The following is a 24,952-nucleotide window of genomic DNA, read 5'->3' on the forward strand; positions in this document are numbered from 1 at the left end:
CGACCCTCATGCGGGCCTTCCCTGTGGGGCCACTCGTTCGCCCGGCGGCACCGGTCCCGGCGGTGTGCCCTCACCGAACGGCCGGCCGCCCAGCTCCTCCCGGTGGTGCGGGCCCAGCCAGCCGGCGAGATCCGGGCCGAGCGGCACGATGCCGGTGGGATTGATGCCGCTGTGCACCTGGTAGTAGTGCCGCTTGATGTGGTCGAAGTCGACCGTGTCGCCGAAGCCCGGCGTCTGGAACAGGTCCCGGGCGTACGCCTGGAGCACCGGGTGCTCCGCCAGCTTCCAGCGGTTGCACTTGAAGTGCCCGTGGTAGACGGCGTCGAACCGGACCAGGGTCGTGAACAGCCGGATGTCCGCTTCCGTGAGGGTGTCGCCGACCAGATACCGCTGCCCGGACAGCCGCTCACCGAGCAGTTCCAGCCGCCGGAACACCCCGGCGCACGCCTCCTCGTACTCCTTCTGGTGGGTGGCGAACCCGGCCCGGTACACGCCGTTGTTCACGTCCTCGTACACCTCGGCCATCACCTGGTCGATCTCGTCGCGCCGGCCGGCCGGGTACAGGTCCGGCGCACCCTCCCGGTGCAGGGCCGTCCACTCGGTGGCCAGGTCCAGAGTGATGCGCTGGTAGTCGTTGGTGACCAGCCGTCCGCTGGGGACGTCCACCACCGCGGGCACGCTCACCCCGCCCGGGTAGCCGGTCTCCCGCTTGTCGTAAGCCTCGCTCAGGAACCGGATGCCGAGCACCGGGTCCCGGCCGTCCGGGTCCAGGGTGAACCGCCAGCTGCGGTCGTCCTGGACCGGATCGGCGACCGCCAGCGACAGCGCGTCCTCCAGCCCCAGCAGCCGGCGCGAGACCGCCGCCCGGCTCGCCCACGGACAGGCACGGGAGATCACCAGCCGGTAGCGGCCCGCTTCCACCGGCCAGCCGTCCCGCCCGTCGGCGGTGATCCGGTCGCCGAAGTGGCTCCTGGACCTGCTGAACGTCCGGTGTCCGTACGCACTGTTGCCGTCCTCACCCATGTCTCCTCCTCGCCGCCCGGTCCTCCTGGCCAACGCGTTCCCCGTTTCACGCGGCCCGCACGGTGTGAGCCGACCGGTCGGGGGCAGTCGGCGAAAGGTGAGCGGGACATCCTCGGAACGGGAGACGGCCGCACGCACGGCCGAGAACAGTGTGAAGCGACCGGAACACACGCCGGGGCGGGAAGGGCCACCGGCACCCGCCAGGGGCGACGGAGAGCCACCGGCACGCCCCGACGGCAGCGACCGCCGGGCCGGCTCCAAGACCGACCGGCACACCAAGGTGACCGTCCTGGTCGCGCTCGTCGCCAATCTGGTGATCGCCGTGGCCAAGGCGGCCGGTGGCGTCCTCGCCGGCTCGCCGGCGCTGCTGTCCGAGGCCGCGCACTCGGTCGCCGACAGCCTCAACGAGGTCTTCCTGCTGGCCGCCCTGCGCCGCAGCCGCCGCCCGGCCGACACCCGGCACCCGTTCGGCTACGGCAAGGAGCGCTTCTTCTGGTCCCTGCTCGCCGCCGTGGGCATCTTCGTCATGGGCGGCTGCTTCTCCTTCTTCCAGGGCTTCGAGGCCCTGCGCGGCGGCGCCGAGGAGAAGTTCAGCGGCTACGTGGCGGGCCTGATCGTGCTGGGCGTGGCCCTGCTGGCCGAGGGCGCCTCGCTGCTGCGTGCGCTGCACCAGGTGCGCCGGCAGGGCGGCGGCCTGGGCGCGCTGCGCGATCCGGCCCTGCGCACCGTGGTCGCCGAGGACGCCACCGCGGTGCTCGGCGTGACCCTCGCCCTGGTCGGCATGGCCCTGCACATGGTGACCGGACAGGTCGCGTGGGAGGCGTCCGCCTCGCTGGCGATCGGCGTGCTCCTGGTCTACGTCGCCTACCGGCTCGGCCGCGACGCCCGGGACCAGCTGATCGGCGAGGCCGCCGACCCGGAGCAGAGCGGCAGGATCCGCGCGCTGCTGCGGGCGCAGCCGGAGATCGACAGCGTCGAGGCGCTGTTCACCATGAAGATGGGCCTCGAATCCACCCTGGTCGCCGCGCGCATCGACCTGGCGCCGGGCCTGGACAGCGAACAGGTCGAGGAAATCTCCGTACGCATCAAGCGGTCCATGGCCCGGATGTTCCCCGACACCGACCAGATCTTCCTCGACGTCACCGACCGGCCCGCGGGCGAGGCGCAAGAAAGCCCCGCCGCGACGGGGGAGCGCGGCGGGGCCTGACGCACGAGTGCCCGCCCGGGAACCGGTTCACACGTCCCCGAAACAGATTTTTCTGAAACGGACCGCTCTCCGGCCGGAATCGGCTCCGCCGGACAGGCACTCGTCGGACCGGCTCCCGCCCCACCCGATCGCCTCGGACCGGCTCTCGCCGACGCGGTTCCCGCCCCGCCCGATCAGCTCTCGGTGGCCCGGCTCCGGCGGATCAGTCGACGCGGTGACCGGCTCCGGCGGATCAGCCGGCGCCGAACGGGCTCCGGCGGATCAGCTGCCGCTGACGGGCTCCAGCACGAAGACCGGGATCTGCCGGGACGTCTTCTCCTGATACTCGGCGTACGGCGGATACGCGGCCACCGCCCGCTCCCACCACTCGGCCTTCTCCGCCCCGGTCACCTCACGGGCCCGCATGTCCCGCTTCTCGGGGCCGTCCTGGAGTTCGACGTGCGGATGGGACTTGACGTTGAAGTACCAGACCGGATGCCTGGGCGCACCGCCGACGGAGGCCACCGCCGCGTACCGGCCGTCGTGCTCCACCCGCATCAACGGCGTCTTGCGGATCTTTCCGCTCTTCACGCCCAGGGTCGTCAGCACGATCACCGGCAGCCCGGTGTCGAGCAGCGTCGTCCCCTTCGTCCCGCCGGAGCTCTCGTACAGCTCGACCTGGTCGCGCACCCACTGCGTCGGGCTGGGCTCGTACTCGCCTTCAAGAGGCATCGTCTGCCGTCCCTTCGTCGGTCCAACGTATGTCCGCCACCGTCGATACCGGTGATCGCTCGATGCATCCCTACCTCGTGCCGCGCCCGCCGACGCACCCGACGACCCCGGAGGCCGCCGGGAAGAGCGGGACGGCGGCCGGTTCCCGCCCCTCGGACCCGTGGTGCTTCGGTCAGATCACGAGGGTCACCGAAGTGGCCGAACTTGAGGTCGACCCATAGATGCCTGGGGCATCTAATGAAGATCGGTACGACGCAATTCCTTCGTCTGCGAGGTCTTCCCATGACGGAACTGACGGACATCACCGGCCCGGCTGCCCTTCCCGAACCCGTCGCCTTCCCCCAGGACCGCACCTGCCCGTACCACCCGCCCACCGGCTACGCGCCGCTGCGCGACGGACGACCCCTGTCCCGCGTCACCCTCTACGACGGCCGCGAGGTCTGGCTCGTCACCGCGCAGGCCACCGCCCGCGCCCTGCTCACCGACCCCCGTCTGTCCACCGACCGCCGCCGCCCCGGCTTCCCCGTGCCCACCCCCCGCTTCGAGGCCGGCCGCGACCGCAGGATCGCCCTGCTGGGGATGGACGACCCCGAACACCACCGGCAGCGGCGCATGCTGATCCCGTCGTTCACCGTGAAACGCGCGGCCGCGCTGCGCCCCTGGATCCAGCGGATCGTGGACGGACTGCTGGACGCGATGACCGAGCAGGGGCCGCCCGTCGACCTGGTCTCCGCCTTCGCGCTGCCCGTACCGTCGATGGTGATCTGCGGCCTGCTCGGTGTGCCCTACGCCGACCACGAGTTCTTCGAGGAACACTCCCGCCGGCTGCTGCGCGGACCGACCGCCGACGACACCCGCGAGGCCCGCGACCGGCTGGAGGAGTACCTCGACGGGCTGATCGAGGCCAAGTCCAAGGAGGCCGGCCCCGGCGACGGCATCCTCGACGACCTCGTCCACCACCGGCTCCGCGACGGCGACCTGGAGCGGGCCGACCTGGTGTCGCTCGCCCTCATCCTGCTGGTCGCCGGGCACGAGACCACCGCCAACATGATCTCCCTGGGCGCCTACACCCTCTTCCAGCACCCCGACCGGCTCGCCGAGCTGCGCGCCGACCCCGCGGTGCTGCCCGCCGTCGTCGAGGAACTGCTGCGGATGCTGTCCATCGCCGAGGGACTTCAGCGGGTGGCGCTGGCGGACATCGAGATCGCCGGCAGCACGATCCGGGCCGGCGACGGCGTCCTCTTCGCGACGTCGGTGATCAACCGGGACACCTCCGTGTACGACGACCCCGACGGCATCGACTTCCACCGCCCAGACCGCCACCACGTGGCGTTCGGCTTCGGCATCCATCAGTGCCTGGGCCAGAACCTGGCCCGCGCGGAACTGGAGATCGCCCTCGGCACGCTCTTCACACGGCTGCCCGGGCTACGGCCGGCCGTCCCACCGGAGGACATTCCCGGCAAACCCGGCGACACGATCCAGGGGATGCTGGAACTCCCCGTGACCTGGTAAGAGGCTCTGCCCATGCACATCGACATCGACAAGGACGTCTGCATCGGCGCCGGACAGTGCGCGCTGGCCGCGCCGAACGTCTTCACCCAGGACGACGACGGGTACAGCGAGCTGCTTCCCGGCAGCGGCGACGGCGCGGAGGACCCGATGGTCCGGCAGGCGGCCCGCTCCTGCCCGGTGAGCGCGATCACCGTGCGGGACAGCGCCGGCTGACGGCCCGGCGGTACGGCGGCGACCACCGTCGTACCGCCGTCTCGCCGTACGGTCAGCCGGCGGCGGCATCGGTCTGACGCACCTCGCGGATGTACGCCGTCTATCGCACCTTGCGGACGTACGCCGCGCTGCCCGGCCTGGACACGTCGCGGTCCCGGCGGACGATGCTCAGCCGGTCGCCCCAGCGGGCGCGGGCCGCGTGCGGGCCGTGGTCGGTGTACTCGATGTCCACCACCCGGTCGTCGAACGCCTTCGCGTACACCTCGCACTCGTCGTACTGCCCGCACTCCTCCGCCACGGCGAAGTCCAGCCCGGCCCGCTCGCGCCACCGGGCCAGTTCCGCGGTGTTCTTCTGCCCGACGGCCAGGTGCCGGGCGTGTGCGTGCCGGGAGAGCAGCGTCATGAACGCGGTCGCGTCGGCCGCGCCGAGCAGCCGGTGGGAGCGGGTGTAGCTGTCGTAGTTGTCGGGCTCTACGGCGTCGAAGCCCTTGTCCGCGCAGTCGTCGATCCACCCGTTCACCCGCCGTGCCACCCGTTCCCGCTTGGCGGGGGTGCGGAGGTCCAGCAGCGGCTCATTCCAGTCCTCGTCGATGACGACCCTGCCGCGCCCGTCGCGCAGCAGCAGGCCGGCCGGCCAGGAGGAGCGCTCGGCGGGCTGAGCCTGGAACGCGTTGACGTAACAGATGTTGTACAGACCGGGCGCGGGGGAGTCGGACCGGTCGCGGCTGACGATCCGCACGCCCGCGGGCGGGGGATAGGCGCCGCCGATCTGGTAGTCGAAGCCGGCACCCCGAGGGGGCAGCCGGACGGCGGCGGGCTTCGGGGAAGCGCCCTTGTCGCCGTGGCCGTTGCCGTCGCGGTCGCCGGAGGCGCAGCCGGCCAGCGCCGTCACCGCGACGACCAGGGCCGCCGACCAGGCGCCCAGGGCCGTGCGCGACCCCGAGGCGCGAAGAACACCCGTGGGGGGCAAGTCCGCTCCATCCTGCCCACGCCGGGCGGCGAGGCACGAGTCGGGATCAAATCGCCCGGACGTTCCCGTCGTCAAGTCGGCTCCCCCGGGGCCGCGTCATAGGCTCGGTCACGACCATCGTCCTGAAGGCAGGAGCAGCAACGATGCAGTACGTGAAGCTCGGTTCGACGGGCCTGGACGTCTCGCGGATCTGTCTGGGCTGCATGACCTACGGACTGCCGGATCGCGGCACGCACGAATGGACCCTGGACGAGGAGGCGTCCCGCCCGCTGATCCGGCAGGCGCTGGAGGCGGGCATCAACTTCTTCGACACCGCGAACGTCTACTCCGACGGCACCAGCGAGGAGATCGTCGGAAAGGCCCTGCGCGACTTCGCGACGCGCGACGAGATCGTGCTCGCCACCAAGGTGAACGAACGGATGCGGCCGGGCCCCAACGGTGCCGGTCTGTCCCGTAAGGCGATCATGACCGAGATCGACCACAGCCTGCGCCGCCTCGGCACCGACTACGTGGACCTCTACCAGATCCACCGCTACGACCACGCCACGCCCGTCGAGGAGACGATGGAGGCGCTGCACGACCTGGTCAAGGCGGGCAAGGTCCGTTATATCGGGGCGAGTTCGATGTACGCCTGGGAGTTCTCCAAGGCCCAGTACACCGCCGAGCGGCACGGCTGGACGAAGTTCGTCTCCATGCAGAACCACTACAACCTGCTCTACCGCGAGGAGGAGCGCGAGATGCTGCCCCTGTGCGCGGACCAGGGCGTCGGCGTGCTGCCGTGGAGCCCGCTCGCCCGCGGCCGGCTCACCCGCGACTGGGGCACGGTCACCGGGCGCAGCGAGAGCGACGACTTCGGCAGCCGGCTGTATCTGGAGAGCGACCGCGAGATCGTCGAGGCCGTCACCCGCATCGCCGCCGAACGGGGTGTGCCGCGCGCCCAGGTGGCCCTCGCCTGGCTGCTGCACCAGGACACGGTGGCCGCGCCCATCGTCGGCGCCGCCAAGCCGCGCCACATCGAGGACGCGGTGGCCGCCGTCGAACTGGAGCTGAGCGACAAGGAGATCGAGGAACTCCGGCAGCCCTACACCCCGCGCGCCGTCAGCGGCCACTGACCGCTCGGCGGGGACCGTGCGGCGCGAACCGCGCGCCTCACGGCCGCGCGATGCCGTTCCGCCCGAACAGGCCGGGGACGGCGACGAGTCCGCCCTCCTCGCCGCCGGGGCCCGTGCTCCGGCGGCCTCCGGCTTCTCCAGGCCTCCCCCTCAGCTTCAGCCGCGTCCTCCGGCGCGGTACGGGGTCCGCCCGGTGCCTGCCGGGCGGGCGGAGGGCGGTAAAGGAAGAATTGGTTGCCTTGACCAATCGTCAATAAGGGCATTGACGAAACGTCAATAGTTCGCCCTTGACGAAACGTCAATAGAGAAACCGCTGCGAGAATTAGTGAGAACCGCACGATCTCTTGTTCGGACGTGTTCGGCTGTGCGAAAGTGTGCGCTGTCGGCGCGCAGGCACGTACATTCCCGCTGTAAGTGCCGGGCCGCTCCCGTACACCCCCCACGCTTCAAAAGAGCCTTCTCAGGTGCACGTCCGAGCTGCCTCACGACTTCCCATACCGGCTGGTATGGACTAATTCCGTAAGTGCGTCTGGAGGAATACGGCCGTGACCGAGGAAGGTCCGTCGGACGAACAGCTGAGTGCTGAACTGAAGAAGTGGACGGGCGCGTCACCCGCTCTGCATCCGGTCGGTGAACTCCTCGACCGGCACTGGGCGGCGGCCTTGGCGTACGCCCGTCTGTGCACCGACGGACCGCGTGCCGCCGGCATGCTCACCACCGCCGCCTTCACCCGGCTCTTCGGCGCGTCCCTCCGGCAGAACGGCCCGAGCGCCGCCTGGCGGCCCCAACTGCTGGTCGCCGTCCGGCAGATCGCCGCCGAGTGGGACGGGGACGGCCGACGAGAGCACCTGCACCCCGCCCTGCGCACCGGCACCGGCGCCGGTGAGCGCGCCGCGGCCCGGTTGCTGCCCCCGCCCGGCCGGCGGCTGTTGTCCCGTGCCTTCCAGCGGGTGCCCGAGATGTCCCGCGCCGTGCTGTGGCACGCCGAGGTCGAGGCCGAGCCCCTGGCCGTGCCCGCCGCGCTGCTCGGCCTGGACGAGGAGGACGCCCGCGTCGAGCTTCGCCGGGCCCGTGAACGGCTGCGCGAGGAATGCCTCCAGGCCCATCGCGAGTTCGCCCCCGAGAACGAGTGCCGGCGCTATCTGCGCATGCTCGACGTGACCTTCCGGCGCGGCGGCACCGAGATCGACCCGGATCTGCGCGAGCACCTGGCCGGCTGCTCCCACTGCGGCCGGACCGCCGAGCAACTCGCCCGTTTCAACGACGGCCTGGGGCTCGCGCTCGCCGAGGCGGTCCTCGGCTGGGGCGCCCTCGGCTATCTGGAGTCCCGGGCGGACCGCGCCGAGGAGTCCGCCGCACCCGCCCCGGCCGGCCCCGGCGCGCCCGCCGACCGGAACGCCGCCGCGCCCCGGGGCGGGGATGCCGGTGCGCCTCCGGCCGGGGAGGCCTTCGCGCCCGTCGCATCCGCCGCGCCGCACGGCGGGGCCGCCCCCCGGCCGGCCGGCGGCGGGGGGCCCGGCCGCCGCCGGGCGGGCGCGTCCTCGGATGCCGCCGAGGGCATCGAACCCGCCCCCGCCTCCCGCCGTTCGCTTCAGCGCGCCGAGTCCGCCTCCTGCCGATCGGCCCAGCGTGCCGAGTCCGCCTCCCGCCGTTCCCCCCAGCGCGCCGAGTCCGCCTCCCGCCACCCCGAGCAACGCGCGGAACCCGCCACCCGCCGTTCCGCCCAGCGCGCCGCCCGTCGGGCCCGGCGTCGCAACCTCGCCCTGGCCATCGGCACCGTCGGCGGTCTGGTCGTGCTGCCCCTGGTGCTGTGGTCGGTGCTCGGCTCCGACGGAACCCCCGCTTCCGGCGCCGCCGGCCGGCCCTCCCGGACGCCGGGCAAGGACGCGGCCTCACCGGGCGGTTCCTGGGCCGGCGCGCCCACCGAGACGCAGGGCGCCCTGCGCGGCCGGCTGAACAACACCGCCTCCGGCCTGTGCGTCGACGTCGTCGGCGAGAAGGCCGTCCAGGGCGCCGAGACGGAACTCACCGCCTGCTCCGCCGACGCGACCCAGCAGTGGACGTACGAGACCGACGGACTGCTGCGCAGCGCCGCCGCACCCGACCTGTGCCTGGACTCCCACCTCGGCTACTCGGTCCGGCTCGCCCCCTGCGCGGCCACCGGCAGGGCCGCCCGCGACATCCACTACGACTTCACGCTCCAGGGCGCCCTGGTGCCCCGCTGGAATCAGGAGCTGGCCCTCACCCCGGCCGCCACCGACGGCTCCGGCGCCCTCGTGCTCAAGACCCGCGCCGCGGGCACCGCCCAGCGCTGGTCCGTCGACGCCGCACACGCGGACCTGCGCATGGAGAACGTCAACTGGGACAGCGACAGCACCCCGGTGCCGGCCGGCGGCGCACCCGGTGGCACCGCCTCCGAGCCGACCGCCCCCGCACCGTCCGCGCCGCCGAAGGCCAGTGCGGCGCCTACGCCGACCGCCCCCGCACCCTCGCCGACCGTCACCGCCGACCCGTGCACGGAGCACCCGGAGTACTGCGGCTGGGGCGGCGGCCGACACCGCCACCGCCACTGAAGCGGCACCACCACTGCCGCTGAACCGGCAGCTGGCGGCGGAGGAAGGGGCGTCGTCCTCGAGTCGGGGTGCGGTGGCAGGCGTCGTCGCCGGCCCAGTGGGGTGGCGAGGGCGGGCGTCGGTGTCCCCGGGCCGGGGATGTGACGGTCGCGGCGTCGTCATGTCCAGGGCCGGGGCGGTGCGGCGGCGGGTGTCGCCAACCGCGGATCAGGGGCGGTGCGGTGGTGGGGGCGGCATCGTCGTCAGGTCCGGGGCCGGTTCCGGCCACACCAGCAGCACCGGGCAGGGCGCGTGGTCGACGGCGAACCGTACGGCCGGTCCGAGGCTCTTCGGCCCCAGCCGGGACCGGTCCCCGTCCCGGGCCAGCACCAGCAGCCCCGCCCCCTCGGCGGCGGCCACCACCTCCCGTTCGACCCGCCCCGACCGCTCCTCGCGCGCGCACGGCCGGCCCAGCCGCTCGGCCGCCGCGTCGAGCAGAGCCGCCGCCGACGTGCCGCCGAGCGCTTCCAGCCGGTCACCGGGATCCCTGCCCCAGCCCTCGGCCGGGCGGTGCCCCCTCGGGTGATCGCGCCCGAGCAGTCCGGCGAAGGCCCCGTGCGCCACCGCGGGCACATCGGGTCCGCTCACGTGGAGCAGCACCACCTCGGCGTCGTCCGGCGCATGGGCGCGCACGGCGTCCACGCAGGCCGGCCAGGTGCCCTCCACCAGCCAGGCGATCACCCGCATCCTCGGCCTCCCTCCGCTCCCGCGCACTCCTAGAGAATCCGCAGCGAACCCCACAGTGCCACCACGGCGACGGCGAGGGAGGAGGGCACGGCGAGCAGACCGAGCCGGGTGAACTCCCCGAGGTCCACGTCGTGCTCGTGCTGGTGCACGATCCGCCGCCACAGCAGGGTGGCCAGCGACCCGGCGTAGGTGAGGTTCGGGCCGATGTTCACGCCGAGCAGCACCGCGAGCACCGCCCCCGGCCCGGTGGGCGCCACCAGCGGCAGCAGGACCAGCACCGCGGGCAGATTGTTGATCAGATTGGCCAGCAGTGCGGCCAGCGCGGCGATCCCGAGCAGCGCGGGCAGCCCGGTGCCGGCCGGCACCACATGCCCGAGGACGTCGGAGAGCCCGTTGTCGACCACCGCGCGCACCACGACGCCCAGCGCCAGGACGAACGCCAGGAAGGCGGGGGCCGCCGCCCGTACGACCGTCAGCGGGCTCGCCTTCCGCCGCACCACCGCCCGCCCGGCCAGCGCCAGCGCACCCGCCGCCGCCACCCAGGCCGGTTCGACGCCGAACGCCGACGCCACCACGAACCCCGCCAGCGTGCAGCCCACGGTCGCCACCGCGAACAGCGGCAGCCGCGGTGCCTCGCCGGTGCCCCGGTCCGCGGGGGCCGCCGCCGCGAGGTCCCGGGCGAAGAACCACCGGAACACCAGGTACTCGGCGCCGATCGCGGCCAGCCACGGCAGCGCCATCAGCGCCGCGAACCGGGTGAAGCTCAGCCCGCTCGCCGAGAACGCCAGCAGGTTCGTCAGGTTGGACACCGGCAGCAGCAGCGACGCCGTGTTCGACAGATGAGTGCAGGCGTAGACATGCGGCTTGGGCCGTACGCCGGTGCGTGCGGCCGTGGCGAAGACCACCGGCGTGAGCAGCACGATCGTCGCGTCCAGGCTGAGCACGGCGGTGATGGCCGACGCCAGCGCGAACACCGCCGTCAGCAGCGGCACGGGACGGCCCGCCGCCCACCGGGCCGTCCACGCCCCGCAGGCCTGGAACAGCCCCTCCACGTCGCAGAAGTGGGCGAGCACCAGCACCGCCGCCAGGAACCCGACCACCGGCCCGAGCCGTTCCGCCTCGGCCCGGGCGTGGTCGAGCGAGATCGCCCCGGTGGCGACCGCGATTCCGGCGGCGGGTACGGCCATGGCCGCCTCCGGCCATCCGAAGGGCCGTACGACGGCCCAGGCCAGCACGGCGGCCAGCAGGACGGCGGACAGGGCCTCGGCGAGCGGGGTGTTCAGGGTGGGTCCTTCCGGAAGTGATCACACAGGGCCCGCTCATGAAAACAGACGACCGGGAACGGACTACGACGACCTGCTGCCCGCCGCGCCCAGGAACTCCGCCCAGCCGCCCGCCGGCGACTGCCCGGGCGACAGGGTGCGCAAGGTGCGCAGCACCGCCGGGTCCTGCGCCTCCAGCCAGGCCACGAGCTGCTTGAAGGACACGAAGCGCACGTCGTCGTACGCGGCCATCTTCTCGATGGCCTCCTCGACGGCGTCCATGTAGATGCCGCCGTTCCAGCGTTCGAAGTGGTTGCCGACGAAGAAGGGGGCGCGGTTGCTCTCGTAGGCCCGCCGGAAACCGGCCAGGTAGGTGTCGCGGGCCTGGGTGCGCCAGACGTCGTACCGCGTGCGGTCGCCGAGCGGGCTGCCGCCCGACTGGTTGTACATCAGGTTGTAGTCCATCGAGAGCACTTGGAAGGAGTGCCCGGCGAACGGTATGGACTGGAGCGGGAAGTCCCAGATCCGGCCGCCCTGCACCTTGCCCGGCCAGATCTGGAGACCCCCGGGGGAGCTGGCGTCGTACTTCCAGCCGAGCGCGGCGGCGGTGGGCAGCAGGGCCGCCTGGCCCTCCAGGCACGGGGTACGGCCGCCGGTCAGCTCCTTGCGGTAGTCGAAGGGGAGCGGTTCCAGGTCGGTGAAGCCGGTGTTGGTCTTCCAGCGCGTGACGAAGCCCACCGCCTGCTCTATCTCGCTGCGCCACTCCGCCGGGGACCAGTTGCGCACTCCGGTCGCGCCGCAGAAGTGCCCGTTGAAGTGGGTGCCGATCTCGTGGCCCTCCAGCCAGGCCGCGCGCACCTGCTGGAGGGTGGCGTGGATGTGCCGGTCGGCGAGGTAGCCGATGTCGGAGGCGCCGACGGGGTGCTGCGGGGGCCGGTAGAGGTGCTTCTTGGACTCGGGCAGGGTGTAGATGCCGCTCAGGAAGAACGTCATCTTCGCGCCGTGGTCGGCCGCCACCCGGCGGAACCGGGAGAACAGCCTGTTGCTCAGCTCGCCCGCGCCGTCCCAGGAGAACACCACGAACTGCGGTGGCTGCTGCCCCGCCTTCAGCCGGTCCGCCTTCGGCTGGTGCGGCTGGGCGCCGGTGTCGGCGGTGGAGCCGTCGCCGATCGGCTTCACGGGCCGGGCCTGCGTGGTGCCCTTCCCGTCCGCCGGGTCCGCCGCGCCGGTCCGCAGACCGGTGCCGGAGGAGCAGGCGGCCAGTGTCCCGAGGGCGCCCGCCGCCGCCCCCGCCGTCAGCACCCGCCTGCGTGAGATCCCGCTCATCTTCTCCCCGATTCCCTCGTCGTAGCCCCTTGCGGGACACGTTCGCCGTACGGTCGACCGGGTTCGATGACCGAAGGCCGGGGAAAGATCGCGGCCGGCGGCGCCTGTTGCCGTGCTGTGACAGTTGTGGCGCCGTCATGACGAACCCCGCCGCCTCGGGGGTGAGGGCGGCGGGGTTCGCGCGGAGGGGAGCGCCGGCTCAGGGGCCGGTGCCGGGGCCGAGCACCGTCAGCCGCACGGACGAGGCGTTCCCGGAGACCGGTACCGGGCCGCCCGCCCAGGTCACCCTCAGCGGGTCCCGCTCGTCGGGCGGGGTGACCAGCAGTGCGGCCGGCGTGGCCTGCTTCGCCCCGCTGACCCCCGGGTTGGAGAAGGTCAGCCCGGACCAGGCGCTCTGCCCGGGCCCGAGCGTCACGCTCACCGGGGAGCCCGGCTCCCGCCGGGGGTCGGCGCCGAGCTGGCCGCCGGAGCCGTTCACGAAGGCCGCGCCCGGATAGCCGCGCAGGGTGCAGGTGCGGCCGGACTTGTTGGTGAGCACCACGGGGAAGTTCTCCTGGCCGGCGCCCGGGTCGTTGCGGCCCACGGAGGCGCCCAGCTCGGAGGTGTGGCAGCGGGTACCGCCCGCCGTGGTCGCCGTGCGCGTCGTGCCCGGGGTCGTACCGGCGCCCGTGGAACCGGTTGTCTTGGGGGCCGAAGCCGAGGCCGACGGGGTGCCGGCCGGCGCGGAGGCCGGGGCGGACACGGAGCCGCTCTTGCCGTCCTGCGCGGGCGCGGCCGTGCCGGACGCCGTGACCGGCGGGTCGCCGACGTCCTTGCCGTTGCCGCAGGCGGTCAGGAGGCCCAGCACGGCGACCGTGCCCACGAGCAGGGTCCCGCGCCGCGCGGACCGGGGGGTGTACACCATGTCGCTCAACACTCCTGGGAAGTCACGGCACACGATCGGGAGGCGTGCCTGCGGCGCCGGGTGCGCCGTCACCACCGTCCGATGCGCGGACCGTCGGAAAAGTTCGGGACTCGTGGGTTCTTTTCCCCGGACCGCCCCTCGGCAGGCCCCTTTCAGGACACCCGAAGCGAACGGAGTACGCCGTCGGTGGCATCGCCGTCACCCCGCTGGCGTATCTGCACGTACACCTGTGGCCGCGCGGCGCCGTCCGCCGGTACCAGCGCGGACTCGGTGACCGAGCCGCCGTCCGGGCAGCCGCTCCAGGATCGGACGAGTCCGTGCCAGTCGGCGTCCGTGAACGTGCGGGCGCCCGTGTAGCGGCAGCCGGCGTGGGCGAGCGCCCTGACCCGGGCCGTGACGTCGCCGGGCGCACCGACCCCGGCGAACACCCCGCTCACCGCCGCATCGAGGTCGGACCAGCGGGACAGGTCGTCGGCCACCACGAGTGCCGGCTCGTGTCCCGCGGCCAGCCCGAGCACGTGCGGATCCCAGCCGGAGTCGCGCAGTTCGCGGGCCCAGCCCGGCGGCACCTCGAGGCTCACCCGCCCGCTCGCGTCCGCGACCCGCACCCCGCCGTCCGCGGTGCCGCCCCGGTGCAGCACCACGGTCACCGTGACCGCGGCGGCGGTGGCGGCGAGGACCGCGGCGAGGGCGAGGGTCACCGTGCCGAGCCGGCCGCGCACCCCGTCCAGCCGCCGCGCCGGCCGCACCGACGACCCCGCGGCCAGCCGGTCCAGCTCGTGCGCGAACGCCAGGGCGCCGGGCCAGCGCCGCGTCCGGTCCGGTTCCAGCGCGCGCAGCAGCGCCCGCTCCACGTCCTCGCCGAGTTCCGGCCGCAGCCGCCGGGGCGGCTCCACCTTCCCGGGCGGCCCGGGCACGGTCCCGGTGAGCAGCTCGTAGCCGACCGCGCCCAGGCTGTAGACGTCCGCCCGCTCGTCGATGCCCTCGCCGGGCTCGGCCTGCTCCGGGGGCTGGTAGCCCGCCGAACCCGCGGCCAGGGTCAGCACCGAGGCCTGCGCGAGGCTCTTGGCCAGGCCCAGGTCGGCCAGCAGGACCCGCCGGGTGCCGTCCGGGGCGGTGTGCAGCAGCACGTTGGTCGGCTTGATGTCGCGGTGCACGATGCCGGCCTCGTGCAGCGCGGCGGCGCTGCGCGCGGCCTGTGCCGTCAGCGCGAGCGCGTCCCGCACCGGCAGCGGACCGCCCGCCAGCAGATCGGCGAGGGTGCCGCCGCCCGCGTACTCCATGACGAAGTACGGTCTGCCGTCCGGGAGTTCACCGATGTCGTAGACCTGCACCACGCGGCTGGAGCCGGCCCGGCGCAGCAGCCGCGCCTCGGACAGGAAACGCTCCCTGATGTCGAGCCGGTGCGCCCAGTTCTCGGCGAGGACCTTGACCGCCACCGGCGCCTGGAGCTCGGGGTCGTGGGCGAGCCACACCGTGGCGAAGGCGCCGCTGCCCAGCGGCCGTTCGAGGCGGTGGCGGCCGATCCGCTCCAGGGGGTGCATACGACTATCATGCCTGGCCTGAGATCGACTTGGAGGGGGGCCCTTCCGTGCAGGAGCAGGCGCCGATGGAAGACCTCGCCCGGCGTGCCGCGGCCGGTGACAGCGCGGCTCTGGACCGGCTGCTGACCGAGATCCGGCCCGAGACGGTGCGCCGCTGCGCGCGCTTCCTGCCCTGCCGGGAGGACGCCGAGGAGGCGGCCCAGGACGTGCTGCTCCAGGTGGCCCGGCACATCTCCGGCTTCGAGGGCCGCAGCCGCTTCGGTACCTGGCTGTACACCGTCGTCGCCAACTGCTGCCGGCAGAAGTACCGCGAGCTGAAGCGGCGGGCCGCCGAGCAGCCCGTCGCCATCGAGCCCGCGCACGCCGTCGACCCGCGCACCACCAGCGTCATCGCCGGCTCCCGGGTGGATCTGCTGGAGGCCCTGGACCGGCTGGAGCGGGAGCATCCGCACCTGGTGGCGCCGCTGGTGTACCGGGACATCTGCCAGCTGGACTACGCCGAGGCCGCCGAGCGCGCCGGCATCCCGCTCGGCACGCTCAAGTCCCGGCTGCACGAGGCCCGCAAACAGGTACGGCCCTGGCTGACGGCTTCCTGAGGCCCGCGGACGGGTGTGGTTCCGGCTGACGGCTTTCGGCGGCTCGCGGACGGGAGTGATTCCGGCTGACGGCTTCCGGAGGCCCGGCCGTCCCGGTTGCGTTCCGCCGTCTCCGTCCGTTCCGCGGGTCCGGTTGCGTTCCGCCGTCTCCGTCCGTTCCGCGGGGCCGGTTGCGTTCCGCGGCCCCGGATCGTTCCGTGGTGCCGTTCCCGGTCTCGTTCCGCGGCCCCGGATCCCTTCCGCCGTGCCGGTTTCCGTTTCCGACCCCGTTCCGCCCGGCCGGTCCTACTCGCCCGGCTCGTCCTCCTCGTACACCGGCAGCTCGGCCCAGATCGTCTTGCCCTCCGGGGTGTGCCGGCTGCCCCAGCGCTGGGTGAGCTGGGCGACCAGCAGCAGGCCCCGGCCGCCCTCGTCGAAGATCTTGGCCCGGCGCAGGTGCGGGGCGGTGTGGCTGGTGTCGGAGACCTCGCAGATCAGCGTGGTCGCGTCATGGATCAGCCGGAGCCGGATCGGATGGGAGCCGTACCGGATGGCGTTGGTGACCAGCTCGCTGACCACCAGCTCCGTCGTGAACGACGCCTCGCTCAGGGACCAGCTGTCCAGCTGCTCCACGACCTGCTTGCGGATCGGCGCGACCAGCGCCGGGTCGGCCGGGATGTCCCAGGTCGCCACCTGGGAGGCGGGCAGCCCCTGGGTGCGGGCGATCAGCAGGGCCACGTCGTCGGCGGCGCCGCCGGAGGGGAGCAGGGCGTGCAGGACACGGTCGCAGGTCGTGTCCAGCGAGTCCGCGTGCGGCGCGTCCGTGTCCTGCCCGAGAGCCCGGTACAGCAGCTCGCGGCTGACGTCCCCGTCCCGCTCCCGGGACAGCACCAGGCCGTCGGTGTACAGGGCGAGGACGGTGCCTTCGGGCAGCTCCACCTCGGCGGACTCGAACGGCAGCCCGCCGAGGCCCAGCGGAGGACCGGCGGGCATGTCGAGCAGGCACGGCCGGTCGCCGGGGCGCATCAGCACGGGCGCCGGATGCCCCGCCCGGGCCATCGTGCAGCGGCGTGACACCGGGTCGTAGACGGCGTACAGGCAGGTCGCGCCGACCTCGCCGGAGCCGTCCTCGCCACCGGACTCGTCCGACAGCCGCAGCACCAGATCGTCCAGGTGGGTCAGCAGCTCGTCCGGGGCCAGGTCGATGTCCGCCAGGGTGCGGACGGCGGTGCGCAGCCGGCCCATGGTGGCCGAGGCCTGGATGCCGTGCCCGACCACGTCCCCGACGACCATCGCCACCCGCATCCCGGACAGCGGGATCACGTCGAACCAGTCACCGCCCACCCCCGCCCGCGCGGCCGGCAGATAGCGGGAGGAGGCCTCCAGCGCGGCGGTACGCGGCAGCGAGCGGGGCAGCAGGCTGCGCTGGAGCGCGAGCGCGGTCTCCCGCTCGCGCGAGTAGCGGCGGGCGTTGTCGATGCAGACGGCGGCCCGTGTGGTGATCTCCTCGGCCAGCAGCACGTCGTCCGCGGTGAACGGGTCCGGGCGACGGTGCCGGGTGAGCACCGCGACCCCGAGGGTCAGCCCGCGCGCCTGGATCGGCACCGACATCGAGGAGTGGATGCCGAACTCCCGCACCCGCTCGCCGCGCTTGCCGTGCCAGGTCAGCCACTGGTCCATGTCACCGGTCGCCATCGAGGTGGCGATGGTGCGGCCCGCGGTCATCGAGTCGGCCTGCGGCGAGAAGTCGGGGTACTCCTCGGCCTGTCCAGGGCCGATCACCGCCTCCGGTACACCGCCGAGCACCGACTGGTGGGCGGCGCGGCGCAGCCGCACCGGAGCGGTGATGCGGGCCGGTGGCTCGCCGCCGTACTCCTGCGGGTCGAGCAGGTCGATGGTGACGAAGTCGGCGAGCGCGGGCACGCACACGTCCGCCAGCTCCTGGGCGGTGGAGGTGACGTCGAGCGTGGTCCCGATGCGCACGCTGGCCTCGTTGACCAGCTGCAACCGCTGCCGGGCCCGCTGGCTGTCGGTGACGTCGTGCGCGGCCATGCACACGCCGCGCACCCGGCCCGCCGGGTCCCGGACCGGCGCCATGCGGGCGAGCCAGGCGCGGGCCCCGTCCTCGCCGTCGCGCAGGAAGGTCTGCACGTCCAGCGGGCGGCCCGACGTCAGCACCCGGAGCAGGCCCTCTTCCAGCTCCTCGCTCTGCGCCTTGCCGCCGATCTCCGTGAGCCGCAGTCCCCGTACCCGCTCCTCCGGCAGCCCCACCACGGCGGCCATCGCCGCGTTCATCCGGCGCAGCCGCAGCCGGTCGTCGTACACGGCGATCGCGCAGGGGGACTGGAGCAGGCCCGCCTCGGCGAGCGAGTCCTGTGCGAGCGGCTCCGTGCCGGTGAGCGGGGTGACCACGAGCCAGTCGCCCGGGTGTCCGTCGCGCGGCGGACGGCGGTGGGCCAGCAGCCACACGGAGAGGGCACGGCCGTCCCGGTGGCGCAGCCCGACCGTGCCCTCCCAGCGGGAGCCGGTGGGCGGGGCCGGGGCGTGGACGGCGGCCAGCAGTTCGGCGGCGGGGCGGCCCAGGACGGCGTCGGCAGGGTGGCCGAGCAGGCGCCGTGCGCCCTCGTTCCACTCCGTCAGCGTGCCGTCGTCGTCGATGACAGCCCGGGCCGTCGCCGCATCGTCGAACGGAAAAGCCCGGCTCATCGTCGCCGCTCCCAAACGCACACTCACAGTGAACGGGTGGCACCACCCGTGGTCCAGAGTAGTGCTTACCGTCCTCCCGTGAGCGCCGTCTCGCGCCACACGGCCGACGGGTCGAACGCGAGGGGGGTCCCGGTCTTGCGGGAGATCCGGCCTGTCCGTGGCCGGAGGGAAACCACGCGCTTACGGACCCTTGACGATCGTGTGTGGCAGGACGTCAAGGTCTGTTCGTTCGCGATCGGTTGCGAGTACTTCTGGGCCTTGATGAGGGAGAGCCGCCCATGACGGTCACGCCGCGTCGTGGAAGACCAGCCCCACCGTCCGCCGCCGCCCGGAGCGCACGGTGCCCACCCCGTGCCGCATGGCCCCGGCCGACCAGCCGCGGCGCGTGCGCACGGGGCGGTCCCGGGTGGTGAAGACCAGTCCGTGCCCCTGCCGCAGGACGTTCGCCGTGCCCCGCGACTGGGCGCGCGGGCGCTGTTCCACCATGAGGAACTCGCCACCGGTGTAGTCGGTGCCGTACGCGTCCAGCGCGATCACCACCTGGAGCGGGAAGACCAGCTCGCCGAACACGTCCCGGTGCAGGGCGTTCCAGTCGCCCGGCCCGTAGCTGAGCAGGATCTGCGCCGACCGGTCCTGGCCGGCCGCGTGGCAGCGCGCCAGCCACTCGTCGAGCGAGTCGGGCCAGGGGGCCGGGCGGTCCAGCCGGGCCGCCCAGTCCCGGGCGACCGGCAGCAGGCGGGGGTAGAGCGCGGCCCGCAACGCGGCGACCGGAGCGGGCAGGTCGTGGGTGAAATAGCGGTACTCGCCGGAGCCGAACCGGTGCCGGGCCAGGTCGACCGTGGTGCGGAACAGCTCGGGCTTCTCGTACAGGGCCGCCAGGTCCGCGCACTCGGCGGGCGTCAGCAGCGCCTCGGTGGGTGCGCTGCCGTGCTCGTCCAGCTCGGCGGCGAGCGCGGTCCAGTCGGTGCGGGCCGTCCGGCGGCGGATCTCGGCCGGGGTGAGCGTCATGGGTCCTCCCCTCACAGCAGGGTCGGCTGCAGCGCACCCTCGTGGGTGAGCAGCCGTCGCTTGTGCTCGATTCCTCCCGCGTACCCGCGCAGCGAGCCGTCCGAGCCGATCACCCGGTGGCACGGGCGGAGCAGGAGGAGCGGGTTCGCGCCGAGGGCGCGGCCCACCGCGCGGATCTCGGCGCGGGGCACGCCGAGCCGGACGGCCAGCTCGCCGTACGACGTCGTCGTGCCGTACGGGATGTCGTCCAGGGCCCGCCACACGGCCCGCTGGAACGGACTGCCGGTGCCGGACAGCGGCAGGTCGAAGCGGGTGCGGCGGCCGGCGAAGTACGCGTCCAACTGCCGGTGCGCCTCGGCGAACGGCCGGTCGTCGCGGTCCTCGGGCCGGGCCGCGGGCGCTCCGCGCTGCCCCGGCAGGGACAGCGAGGTGAGGGTCAGGCCGCCGGCCGGCGACTCCGCGCCGGTCAGCAGCAGGTCACCCAGCGGGCTCGCGTGCACGGTGTGGACGGTGCGGACGGTGGGTGCGTTGTGCGTCGTCATCGGTCCTCCTCGGCTGGTTCCGTGCTGTCGAGTCTGCTGCGCCGCGCGCGGCGTCACCGGCGGGAATCGGACATGGCCCTCCCGCCGCTCCGGTACCGTGACATGTGCCTTCCGACCTGCGGATATTTACGCGTGAGTACCCGCGCGGTACCGTGAGGGGCATGCCAGCTCTCAACGTGGAGTTCAGCGAACGGGAACTTGAGGACCTGCGGCAGATCGCCAAGGAGCGGGGGACGTCGATGAAGGCCCTCGTGCGCGAGGCCGCCGCCGCCGACATCGCCCGGCACCGGGCCCTCCAGGAGGGTGCCGAGGCGTTCCGCCGCTTCTTCGCCGGTCACGCCGAGGAGTTCGCGGCGGCCTTCCCGGACGACGAGCCCGCCGCCAAGGGCGAGGCCGCCTGATCGATGCCCTCCGCCATCCATATCGACGTCCCGTGGCTCCTCCAGCGGCACGAGGAGGTCCTGCCGGACCAGCCCTCCGTGGACGACTTCTCCGCGCTGGTGGCCGCCGTCGCCCGGCACCGGGTGGATCCGCCCCGGCTCGGCGTCGACTCCGACGCGGCCTGGCGTGCCGCCGCGCTGCTGCACACCCTCGCCGTGCTCAAGCCGCTGCCCGCGGCCAACGCGCGCTTCGCCTGCGCGACCGCCGTGGCCTACATGTTCGTCAGTGGCGTCGGCATCGACCCGCCCTACGGCGCCCTCGTCGACCTGGCCCGTGACCTCATCTCCGGCAAGACCGACGTGTACGGCGCCGCCGACCGGCTGCGCTCCTGGCAGATCTGACACGCCGCCGACGGGCTGTGCCGCGAGCGGTTCCGGCGCGCACTCGACCGGCTGTGCCGCGAGGGGATCCGACGTGCCGCCCACAACTGTGCCGCGCGCGGATCCGGTGCGTCGGTGAGCGGCTGATCCGGCGTGCCGCGACCGGCGCCGGTTCGGGTGGATCCGACGGGCCGGCGTCTGTCCCGGCCGGGGCGTCCCCGCCCCGGGCCGGCGGGGGAAGCCGCCGGGGCCGCCGGCCGGGGAGGGGGCCCTTCGAGGAGGACCGGCTCACAGTCCACTACCGGACCGCACGCTCCGGGAGCGTGCGCGTCCGGCCGGCACGTGCGCCCGCTTCACACGGGGCACGCGAGGGGTCCGGCACCCGGCGCGACAAGGCCCGACGGACACAGTGTTTCTGACTTTCCGTCAAAGCGGCCGATGTTCGCACGCGCGCCTTGTTGCTGGTGTGGAAGTTGTGCAAGGGTGCGGGCGCGGTGCACTCTCCGCGTCCTCGCGCAGGCGGGAGCGCGAGGGACGACGCACCACGCACCACGCGCCACGCGCCAAAGGAATCCGCTCAGTGCCCACCCCCCACCCCCCTCGTCCGCCCTATCCGCCGTCCGGCGCCGAACCCGGGGAATCCGACGAATTCCTCGCCGGACCGCTGCGGGCCGGCTCCGACGCGGAGGCCTCCCGGTCCGCCGCCCTCCTGATGGCCCGGCACTGGCAGCCGGCCCAGGAGTACGCGGTCGTCTGCCTGGCCGCCCCGGGACCCCTCGCCCACATGGTCACCGCCACCGCCTTCCACCAGGTCTTCGGCCGGCTGGCGCTCGGCGAACCCGCCGACGCGCTGCGGCCACGCCTGCTGGTGACCGTCCGGGACACGGTCGTGAACTGGTCCGGTACCGACCGGATCACCGCCGTACTGCCCGGACTCGACAAACCGGCCGGGGGCCGCGGGATGCGCGCCGCCCACCCGCCGATACCGGAGAACCGCACCCTGTCGGACCGCTCGTTCCACGGCCTGTCCCGGCTGGAACAGGCGCTGCTGTGGCACACCGAGGTCGAGGCCGAGCCGCCGGAGGTGCCCGCCGGGCTGCTCGGCATGGACGCCGAGAGCGCGCGGGCCGCGCTCGAACAGGCCCGGGAGAAGTTCCGCGAGGGCCTGGTGCGCGCCCACCGGGAACTCGCGCCCGGCAAGGAGTGCCGCTACTACAACCGCCTGCTGGACGTCCCGATCCGGCGGGGCGGCGCGCTGCTGCCCGACGTCCAGGAGCATCTGGCCGGCTGCGCCTACTGCCGGCACGCCGCCGAGCAGCTCGGGCACGCCGAGGCGGCCCTGGGCGTGCTGCTGGCCGAGGCCGTGCTCGGCTGGGGCGCCCGCCGCTACCTCGACTCGCGCCCCGGCCGCCGTCCGGGCCCGGACCGCACCCGCGGCGGTTCCCGGCGCTCGCGCGGACGCCGGCGCGGCGGCGGGGGGCCGGGGCTCCTGGCCCGCGCGGCCGCGTCCGGCGGCCGGCGCCGCGCGGACGAAGCCGGATCCGCGCTGCCCGGCCGGTTCCTCGCCGGTGCGTCCGCGCGCCGCTCACCCGGCGCCGCCCGGTCGTCCCGGACCCTGCTGACCGGCGTCGGCATGGCCTCGGCCGGGCTCCTCGTCACCGTGCTCGCGATCAGCCTGTGGCCGGACGGCGACGACGGTGCCGATCCGGTCGCCACCAGCGCCGTCCCCGGTGCCTCGCGCTCGCCGGGATCCACCGGCGCGGCGGGCACCGCCGAACTGCCCGCCGCCGGCCGGGCCGGCCCGCTGCGCAACGCCGCCGCGGGCCTGTGCCTGGACGTCGAGGGCCCGCCACGCGCCGGGGCGAGCGCCGTCCTCGCCGCGTGCTCCACCGCGGCCACCCAGCGGTGGACGTACGACCCCGACGGGCAGCTGCGCAGCGCGGCCGGTGCCGGCCTGTGCCTGGACTCGCACGCCGACGCCGGCGTGGTGATCCTGGGCGACTGCGCCGACGCCGGGTCGGAGCGGGGCGACGACGTGCGCTACGACCTCACCGCGCAGGGCGAGTTGGTGCCCCGCTGGGACCGGACCCTCGCCCTCGCGGCCGGCGACCGACCAGGTGACGATCTCGTGGTCAAGGTCCGGGACGGGTCCGCCGGCCAGCGCTGGACGACCGACACGCCGACGGCGAGCCCCGGGTCGCTGTCGATCGCCGGCACGGAGGATCCTTCGGCCGGACCGGCGTAGCGCTCGGCGCCGCCGGGCCTGCCGTACGCCGCGGGCCTCGCCGTATACGGCCGGGGCCCGCCGTGCGCCGGCCGTTCACCCCTTCGGAGGGGGGCGGTTCGCCCCTCCGGAGGGAGTCGTCCACCCCTCCGGAGGGAGTCGGCCGTGCGTCCCGGGTGGCGGAGGGACCCGCTCCAGGTGATCCATTCGTGAACACGGGGAGTCATGAAGGGACTTTTCGAGGGCGAAGCGTGAATGTTTCAGGACGATTAACGAAGCGCTGATTTTCGGCCATCTGGCCGCTTCCGGGACGGGGGAACCGCTCTGTTGCGGGGTCACAGCGTTCGAATTCCGTGACTTCACGCCACTGATTCAACACGAAAGGTTACTGAAACCCATGGGTTCGATGTGAGTTTCGCCCGCCGACTCGGCAGAGTGGCGCTCGCCGCTCCGGTGCCCGACCGGGCCCGAGCCGGCAACTCGTCTGTTCGAGCGGAAGGATGCACACAATGCGGAACACCGCGCGCTGGGCAGCGGCCCTCGGCCTCACGGCCGCCGCCGTTTGCGGACCCCTGATCGGGAACGCTGTCGCTGCACCGGGCGCCGCCCCGTCGTCGCTCTACGCCCCTTCGGCGCTGGTGCTCACCACCGGCCACGGAAACGACGCGGCCACGGCCACCCCGGAGCGCGCCGTCACCCTGAACTGCGCCCCCACGGCCTCCGGTACCCACCCCGCCGCTGTCACGGCCTGCGCCGAGCTGCGCGCCGTCGGCGGCGACCTCGGGGCCTTGAAGCCGGCGGGCGACGTGGCGTGCACCAAGATCTACGACCCCGTCGTCGTCACGGTCCAGGGAGTCTGGCAGGGCAAGCGCGTCTCCTACGAGCGCACGTTCGGCAACACCTGCGCGAGGGATGCCGTCGGCGGCAGCCTGTTCGCGTTCTAGAGCCGGGATCGCACGGGTCCTCGTGGACGCCGGATCAGGCCCGCAACTGGGGAGTGCGGCCCCTGCAGCGGGGAACCTGCGATCTCGCACCGGGGCAGGCGGGCGGAGTGGGGCCGCCCGCCGGCTCCGGGCACACAGCCGCTCCCCGGGCAGGTCCGTGGGGGGCCTTCCGGGGAGCGGCGAAAAACAAGCGGTTTCAACAGGGTGTTCAGCCCTTGCGCCGGTGACTCGTGTCGCACCAGGGATAGCGGCGACTGCGCCGGCAGGTACACAGAGCGACGCGGAACCGGTCCGAGGAGACCGTGGTCCCGTCCTCCAGTTCCACTTCCACGGGCCCTTCCACCAGGAGGGGCCCGCGTCGTTGCACGGTGATCCGGCGGGCCCGGCCGGCGGGGGTGTCCCGCGCGGAGTCAGCAGGTTCGGGGTCAGCAGGTTCGTTCGGCACGGATGACCACCAGCTCTTCCCTGTCGTCGGCCGGCGCGAGCAGTCCGCACCGGCGCAACCAGTCCTCCCGGGAGCGCAGTACCGGGCCGAAGGCGATCCGGCGCCGCCGGACCACCGCGGCCTTCAGGCCCGCCGCCCGCAGCAGCTCCAGGGTGCGGTCGGGAGCGCTCAGCGCCGAGTGCACGATCAGCAGCAGCCCTCCGGGACGCAGCAGCGCCGGCGCGTCGCGGCAGATCCGGTCCAGCAGCAGCCGCCCGTCGCTCCCCGCGTCCCAGGCCAGGGACCGGCCGCGCGGCCCCTGCCCGGTGTCGGGCGCCGGCACGTAGGGCGGGTTCGTCAGGATGACGTCGTACGTCCGGCCCAGGACCGGGGCGAAGAGGTTGCCGCGCCGGATGCGCACCGGCAGGCGGGCGAACCATGCGTTCAGCCGGGCAGTCCACACCGCCCGCCGGGACACGTCCACGGCGGTCACCTCGGCTCCCCACCGGGCCGCCTCCAGGGCCAGCACGCCGCTTCCGGTGCCGACGTCCAGGACGCGGGCGCCGGGCGGCGGAGCCTCCTCGCGGAGGACCTCCGTCAGCAGTTCAGTGTCGTCCTGGGGGGCGTACACGCCCGGGAGCAGCAAAGCGATCACATCGCGCGGGTACCCAGGGAATCAGGATGT

General features: G+C 73.8%; 23 protein-coding genes. 10 read left to right on the forward strand and 13 right to left on the reverse strand.

Annotation, left to right across the window (positions count from 1 at the left end):
• Positions 1-6: 6 nt before the first annotated feature.
• Complete coding sequence (locus JK361_RS05220) at positions 7-1,023, reverse strand: glutathione S-transferase family protein (protein WP_201814468.1); 1,017 nt, start codon at positions 1,021-1,023, stop codon at positions 7-9.
• A gap of 151 nt (positions 1,024-1,174) precedes the next feature.
• On the opposite strand from JK361_RS05220, the gene JK361_RS05225 reads away from it, so the two are divergent.
• Positions 1,175-2,230 carry a cation diffusion facilitator family transporter gene (locus JK361_RS05225; protein WP_372448684.1) on the forward strand — a complete coding sequence of 352 codons (1,056 nt, stop codon included), beginning with the start codon at positions 1,175-1,177 and terminating at the stop codon, positions 2,228-2,230.
• Positions 2,231-2,491: 261 nt separating this feature from the next.
• Here the strand turns inward: JK361_RS05225 and JK361_RS05230 are convergent, their stop codons facing one another.
• A complete protein-coding gene (locus tag JK361_RS05230) occupies positions 2,492-2,941 on the reverse strand; it encodes a nitroreductase family deazaflavin-dependent oxidoreductase (RefSeq protein WP_201814470.1) in 450 nt (149 codons plus the stop codon).
• 282 nt (positions 2,942-3,223) lie between these two features.
• Between JK361_RS05230 and JK361_RS05235 the strand changes: the two genes are divergently transcribed.
• Positions 3,224-4,453 carry a cytochrome P450 gene (locus JK361_RS05235; RefSeq protein ID WP_201814471.1) on the forward strand — a complete coding sequence of 410 codons (1,230 nt, stop codon included), beginning with the start codon at positions 3,224-3,226 and terminating at the stop codon, positions 4,451-4,453.
• A gap of 12 nt (positions 4,454-4,465) precedes the next feature.
• Entirely contained in the window at positions 4,466-4,666 is a 201-nt protein-coding gene (locus JK361_RS05240) for a ferredoxin (protein ID WP_201814472.1), read from the forward strand.
• 100 nt (positions 4,667-4,766) lie between these two features.
• Here JK361_RS05240 and JK361_RS05245 read toward each other — a convergent pair whose 3' ends face one another.
• On the reverse strand, positions 4,767-5,636 hold the full coding sequence (locus JK361_RS05245; RefSeq protein ID WP_201814473.1) for an endo alpha-1,4 polygalactosaminidase: 870 nt from the start codon (positions 5,634-5,636) through the stop codon (positions 4,767-4,769).
• Between the two features lie 143 nt (positions 5,637-5,779).
• On the opposite strand from JK361_RS05245, the gene JK361_RS05250 reads away from it, so the two are divergent.
• Both JK361_RS05250 and JK361_RS05255 read left to right on the forward strand, forming a co-directional pair.
• Positions 5,780-6,748 carry an aldo/keto reductase gene (locus JK361_RS05250; protein ID WP_201814474.1) on the forward strand — a complete coding sequence of 323 codons (969 nt, stop codon included), beginning with the start codon at positions 5,780-5,782 and terminating at the stop codon, positions 6,746-6,748.
• A 545-nt stretch (positions 6,749-7,293) separates the two neighbouring features.
• Entirely contained in the window at positions 7,294-9,321 is a 2,028-nt protein-coding gene (locus tag JK361_RS05255; RefSeq protein WP_201814475.1) for an RICIN domain-containing protein, read from the forward strand.
• 207 nt (positions 9,322-9,528) lie between these two features.
• On the opposite strand, the gene JK361_RS05260 is transcribed toward JK361_RS05255, so the two are convergent.
• The 5 genes from JK361_RS05260 to JK361_RS05280 form a co-directional block, all read right to left on the reverse strand.
• Positions 9,529-10,047, reverse strand: coding sequence for a universal stress protein (locus JK361_RS05260; RefSeq protein ID WP_201814476.1), 519 nt, complete (start codon positions 10,045-10,047; stop codon positions 9,529-9,531).
• 29 nt (positions 10,048-10,076) lie between these two features.
• Positions 10,077-11,330 carry an SLC13 family permease gene (locus JK361_RS05265; protein ID WP_201814981.1) on the reverse strand — a complete coding sequence of 418 codons (1,254 nt, stop codon included), beginning with the start codon at positions 11,328-11,330 and terminating at the stop codon, positions 10,077-10,079.
• Positions 11,331-11,393: 63 nt separating this feature from the next.
• Complete coding sequence (locus JK361_RS05270; protein WP_201814477.1) at positions 11,394-12,635, reverse strand: polysaccharide deacetylase family protein; 1,242 nt, start codon at positions 12,633-12,635, stop codon at positions 11,394-11,396.
• Positions 12,636-12,834: 199 nt separating this feature from the next.
• Entirely contained in the window at positions 12,835-13,539 is a 705-nt protein-coding gene (locus tag JK361_RS05275; protein ID WP_201814478.1) for a DUF4232 domain-containing protein, read from the reverse strand.
• 152 nt (positions 13,540-13,691) lie between these two features.
• Positions 13,692-15,083, reverse strand: coding sequence for a serine/threonine-protein kinase (locus JK361_RS05280; RefSeq protein WP_201814479.1), 1,392 nt, complete (start codon positions 15,081-15,083; stop codon positions 13,692-13,694).
• Between the two features lie 65 nt (positions 15,084-15,148).
• Between JK361_RS05280 and JK361_RS05285 the strand changes: the two genes are divergently transcribed.
• A complete protein-coding gene (locus JK361_RS05285) occupies positions 15,149-15,679 on the forward strand; it encodes an RNA polymerase sigma factor (RefSeq protein WP_236052495.1) in 531 nt (176 codons plus the stop codon).
• Positions 15,680-15,964: 285 nt separating this feature from the next.
• Here the strand turns inward: JK361_RS05285 and JK361_RS05290 are convergent, their stop codons facing one another.
• The 3 genes from JK361_RS05290 to JK361_RS05300 all read right to left on the reverse strand — a co-directional run bounded on the left by JK361_RS05290 (position 15,965) and on the right by JK361_RS05300 (position 19,914).
• The gene (locus tag JK361_RS05290; RefSeq protein WP_201814481.1) at positions 15,965-18,364 is read right to left on the reverse strand and encodes a SpoIIE family protein phosphatase; all 2,400 of its coding nucleotides are present in this window, start codon (positions 18,362-18,364) and stop codon (positions 15,965-15,967) included.
• Positions 18,365-18,649: 285 nt separating this feature from the next.
• Positions 18,650-19,372 (reverse strand): 2OG-Fe(II) oxygenase, encoded by a 723-nt coding sequence (locus tag JK361_RS05295; protein WP_201814482.1) that lies wholly within the window; start codon positions 19,370-19,372, stop codon positions 18,650-18,652.
• Between the two features lie 11 nt (positions 19,373-19,383).
• A complete protein-coding gene (locus tag JK361_RS05300; protein ID WP_201814483.1) occupies positions 19,384-19,914 on the reverse strand; it encodes a methylated-DNA--[protein]-cysteine S-methyltransferase in 531 nt (176 codons plus the stop codon).
• A 161-nt stretch (positions 19,915-20,075) separates the two neighbouring features.
• Between JK361_RS05300 and JK361_RS05305 the strand changes: the two genes are divergently transcribed.
• The 4 genes from JK361_RS05305 (at position 20,076) to JK361_RS05320 (ending at position 23,843) form a co-directional block, all read left to right on the forward strand.
• On the forward strand, positions 20,076-20,315 hold the full coding sequence (locus tag JK361_RS05305; protein ID WP_201814484.1) for a hypothetical protein: 240 nt from the start codon (positions 20,076-20,078) through the stop codon (positions 20,313-20,315).
• Between the two features lie 3 nt (positions 20,316-20,318).
• On the forward strand, positions 20,319-20,696 hold the full coding sequence (locus JK361_RS05310) for a toxin Doc (RefSeq protein ID WP_201814485.1): 378 nt from the start codon (positions 20,319-20,321) through the stop codon (positions 20,694-20,696).
• A 559-nt stretch (positions 20,697-21,255) separates the two neighbouring features.
• Positions 21,256-22,920 carry an RICIN domain-containing protein gene (locus JK361_RS05315; RefSeq protein WP_201814486.1) on the forward strand — a complete coding sequence of 555 codons (1,665 nt, stop codon included), beginning with the start codon at positions 21,256-21,258 and terminating at the stop codon, positions 22,918-22,920.
• Positions 22,921-23,408: 488 nt separating this feature from the next.
• Positions 23,409-23,843, forward strand: a complete 435-nt coding sequence (locus tag JK361_RS05320; protein WP_201814487.1) for a subtilase-type protease inhibitor — start codon at positions 23,409-23,411, stop codon at positions 23,841-23,843.
• Between the two features lie 208 nt (positions 23,844-24,051).
• On the opposite strand, the gene JK361_RS05325 is transcribed toward JK361_RS05320, so the two are convergent.
• Together JK361_RS05325 and JK361_RS05330 are read right to left on the reverse strand one after the other, a co-directional pair.
• Positions 24,052-24,288, reverse strand: a complete 237-nt coding sequence (locus JK361_RS05325) for a CDGSH iron-sulfur domain-containing protein (protein WP_372448685.1) — start codon at positions 24,286-24,288, stop codon at positions 24,052-24,054.
• Complete coding sequence (locus JK361_RS05330) at positions 24,269-24,922, reverse strand: HemK2/MTQ2 family protein methyltransferase (protein WP_307787172.1); 654 nt, start codon at positions 24,920-24,922, stop codon at positions 24,269-24,271. The genes JK361_RS05325 and JK361_RS05330 overlap by 20 nt, the downstream gene beginning before the upstream one ends.
• Positions 24,923-24,952: the final 30 nt, after the last annotated feature.

This window comes from Streptomyces musisoli, assembly GCF_016741855.1.
In the GTDB taxonomy this organism is placed as follows: domain Bacteria; phylum Actinomycetota; class Actinomycetes; order Streptomycetales; family Streptomycetaceae; genus Streptomyces; species Streptomyces musisoli.

Bases quoted from the DNA above. Each gene is read 5' to 3' on its own strand.
- JK361_RS05220 (WP_201814468.1), bottom strand. From the start codon at position 1,023: ATGGGTGAGGACGGCAACAGTGCGTACGGACACCGGACGTTCAGCAGG.
- JK361_RS05230 (WP_201814470.1), bottom strand. From the start codon at position 2,941: ATGCCTCTTGAAGGCGAGTACGAGCCCAGCCCGACGCAGTGGGTGCGC.
- JK361_RS05235 (WP_201814471.1), top strand. From the start codon at position 3,224: ATGACGGAACTGACGGACATCACCGGCCCGGCTGCCCTTCCCGAACCC.
- JK361_RS05240 (WP_201814472.1), top strand. From the start codon at position 4,466: ATGCACATCGACATCGACAAGGACGTCTGCATCGGCGCCGGACAGTGC.
- JK361_RS05250 (WP_201814474.1), top strand. From the start codon at position 5,780: ATGCAGTACGTGAAGCTCGGTTCGACGGGCCTGGACGTCTCGCGGATC.
- JK361_RS05260 (WP_201814476.1), bottom strand. From the start codon at position 10,047: ATGCGGGTGATCGCCTGGCTGGTGGAGGGCACCTGGCCGGCCTGCGTG.
- JK361_RS05270 (WP_201814477.1), bottom strand. From the start codon at position 12,635: ATGAGCGGGATCTCACGCAGGCGGGTGCTGACGGCGGGGGCGGCGGCG.
- JK361_RS05275 (WP_201814478.1), bottom strand. From the start codon at position 13,539: ATGGTGTACACCCCCCGGTCCGCGCGGCGCGGGACCCTGCTCGTGGGC.
- JK361_RS05280 (WP_201814479.1), bottom strand. From the start codon at position 15,083: ATGCACCCCCTGGAGCGGATCGGCCGCCACCGCCTCGAACGGCCGCTG.
- JK361_RS05285 (WP_236052495.1), top strand. From the start codon at position 15,149: ATGGAAGACCTCGCCCGGCGTGCCGCGGCCGGTGACAGCGCGGCTCTG.
- JK361_RS05290 (WP_201814481.1), bottom strand. From the start codon at position 18,364: ATGAGCCGGGCTTTTCCGTTCGACGATGCGGCGACGGCCCGGGCTGTC.
- JK361_RS05295 (WP_201814482.1), bottom strand. From the start codon at position 19,372: ATGACGCTCACCCCGGCCGAGATCCGCCGCCGGACGGCCCGCACCGAC.
- JK361_RS05300 (WP_201814483.1), bottom strand. From the start codon at position 19,914: ATGACGACGCACAACGCACCCACCGTCCGCACCGTCCACACCGTGCAC.
- JK361_RS05305 (WP_201814484.1), top strand. From the start codon at position 20,076: ATGCCAGCTCTCAACGTGGAGTTCAGCGAACGGGAACTTGAGGACCTG.
- JK361_RS05310 (WP_201814485.1), top strand. From the start codon at position 20,319: ATGCCCTCCGCCATCCATATCGACGTCCCGTGGCTCCTCCAGCGGCAC.
- JK361_RS05320 (WP_201814487.1), top strand. From the start codon at position 23,409: ATGCGGAACACCGCGCGCTGGGCAGCGGCCCTCGGCCTCACGGCCGCC.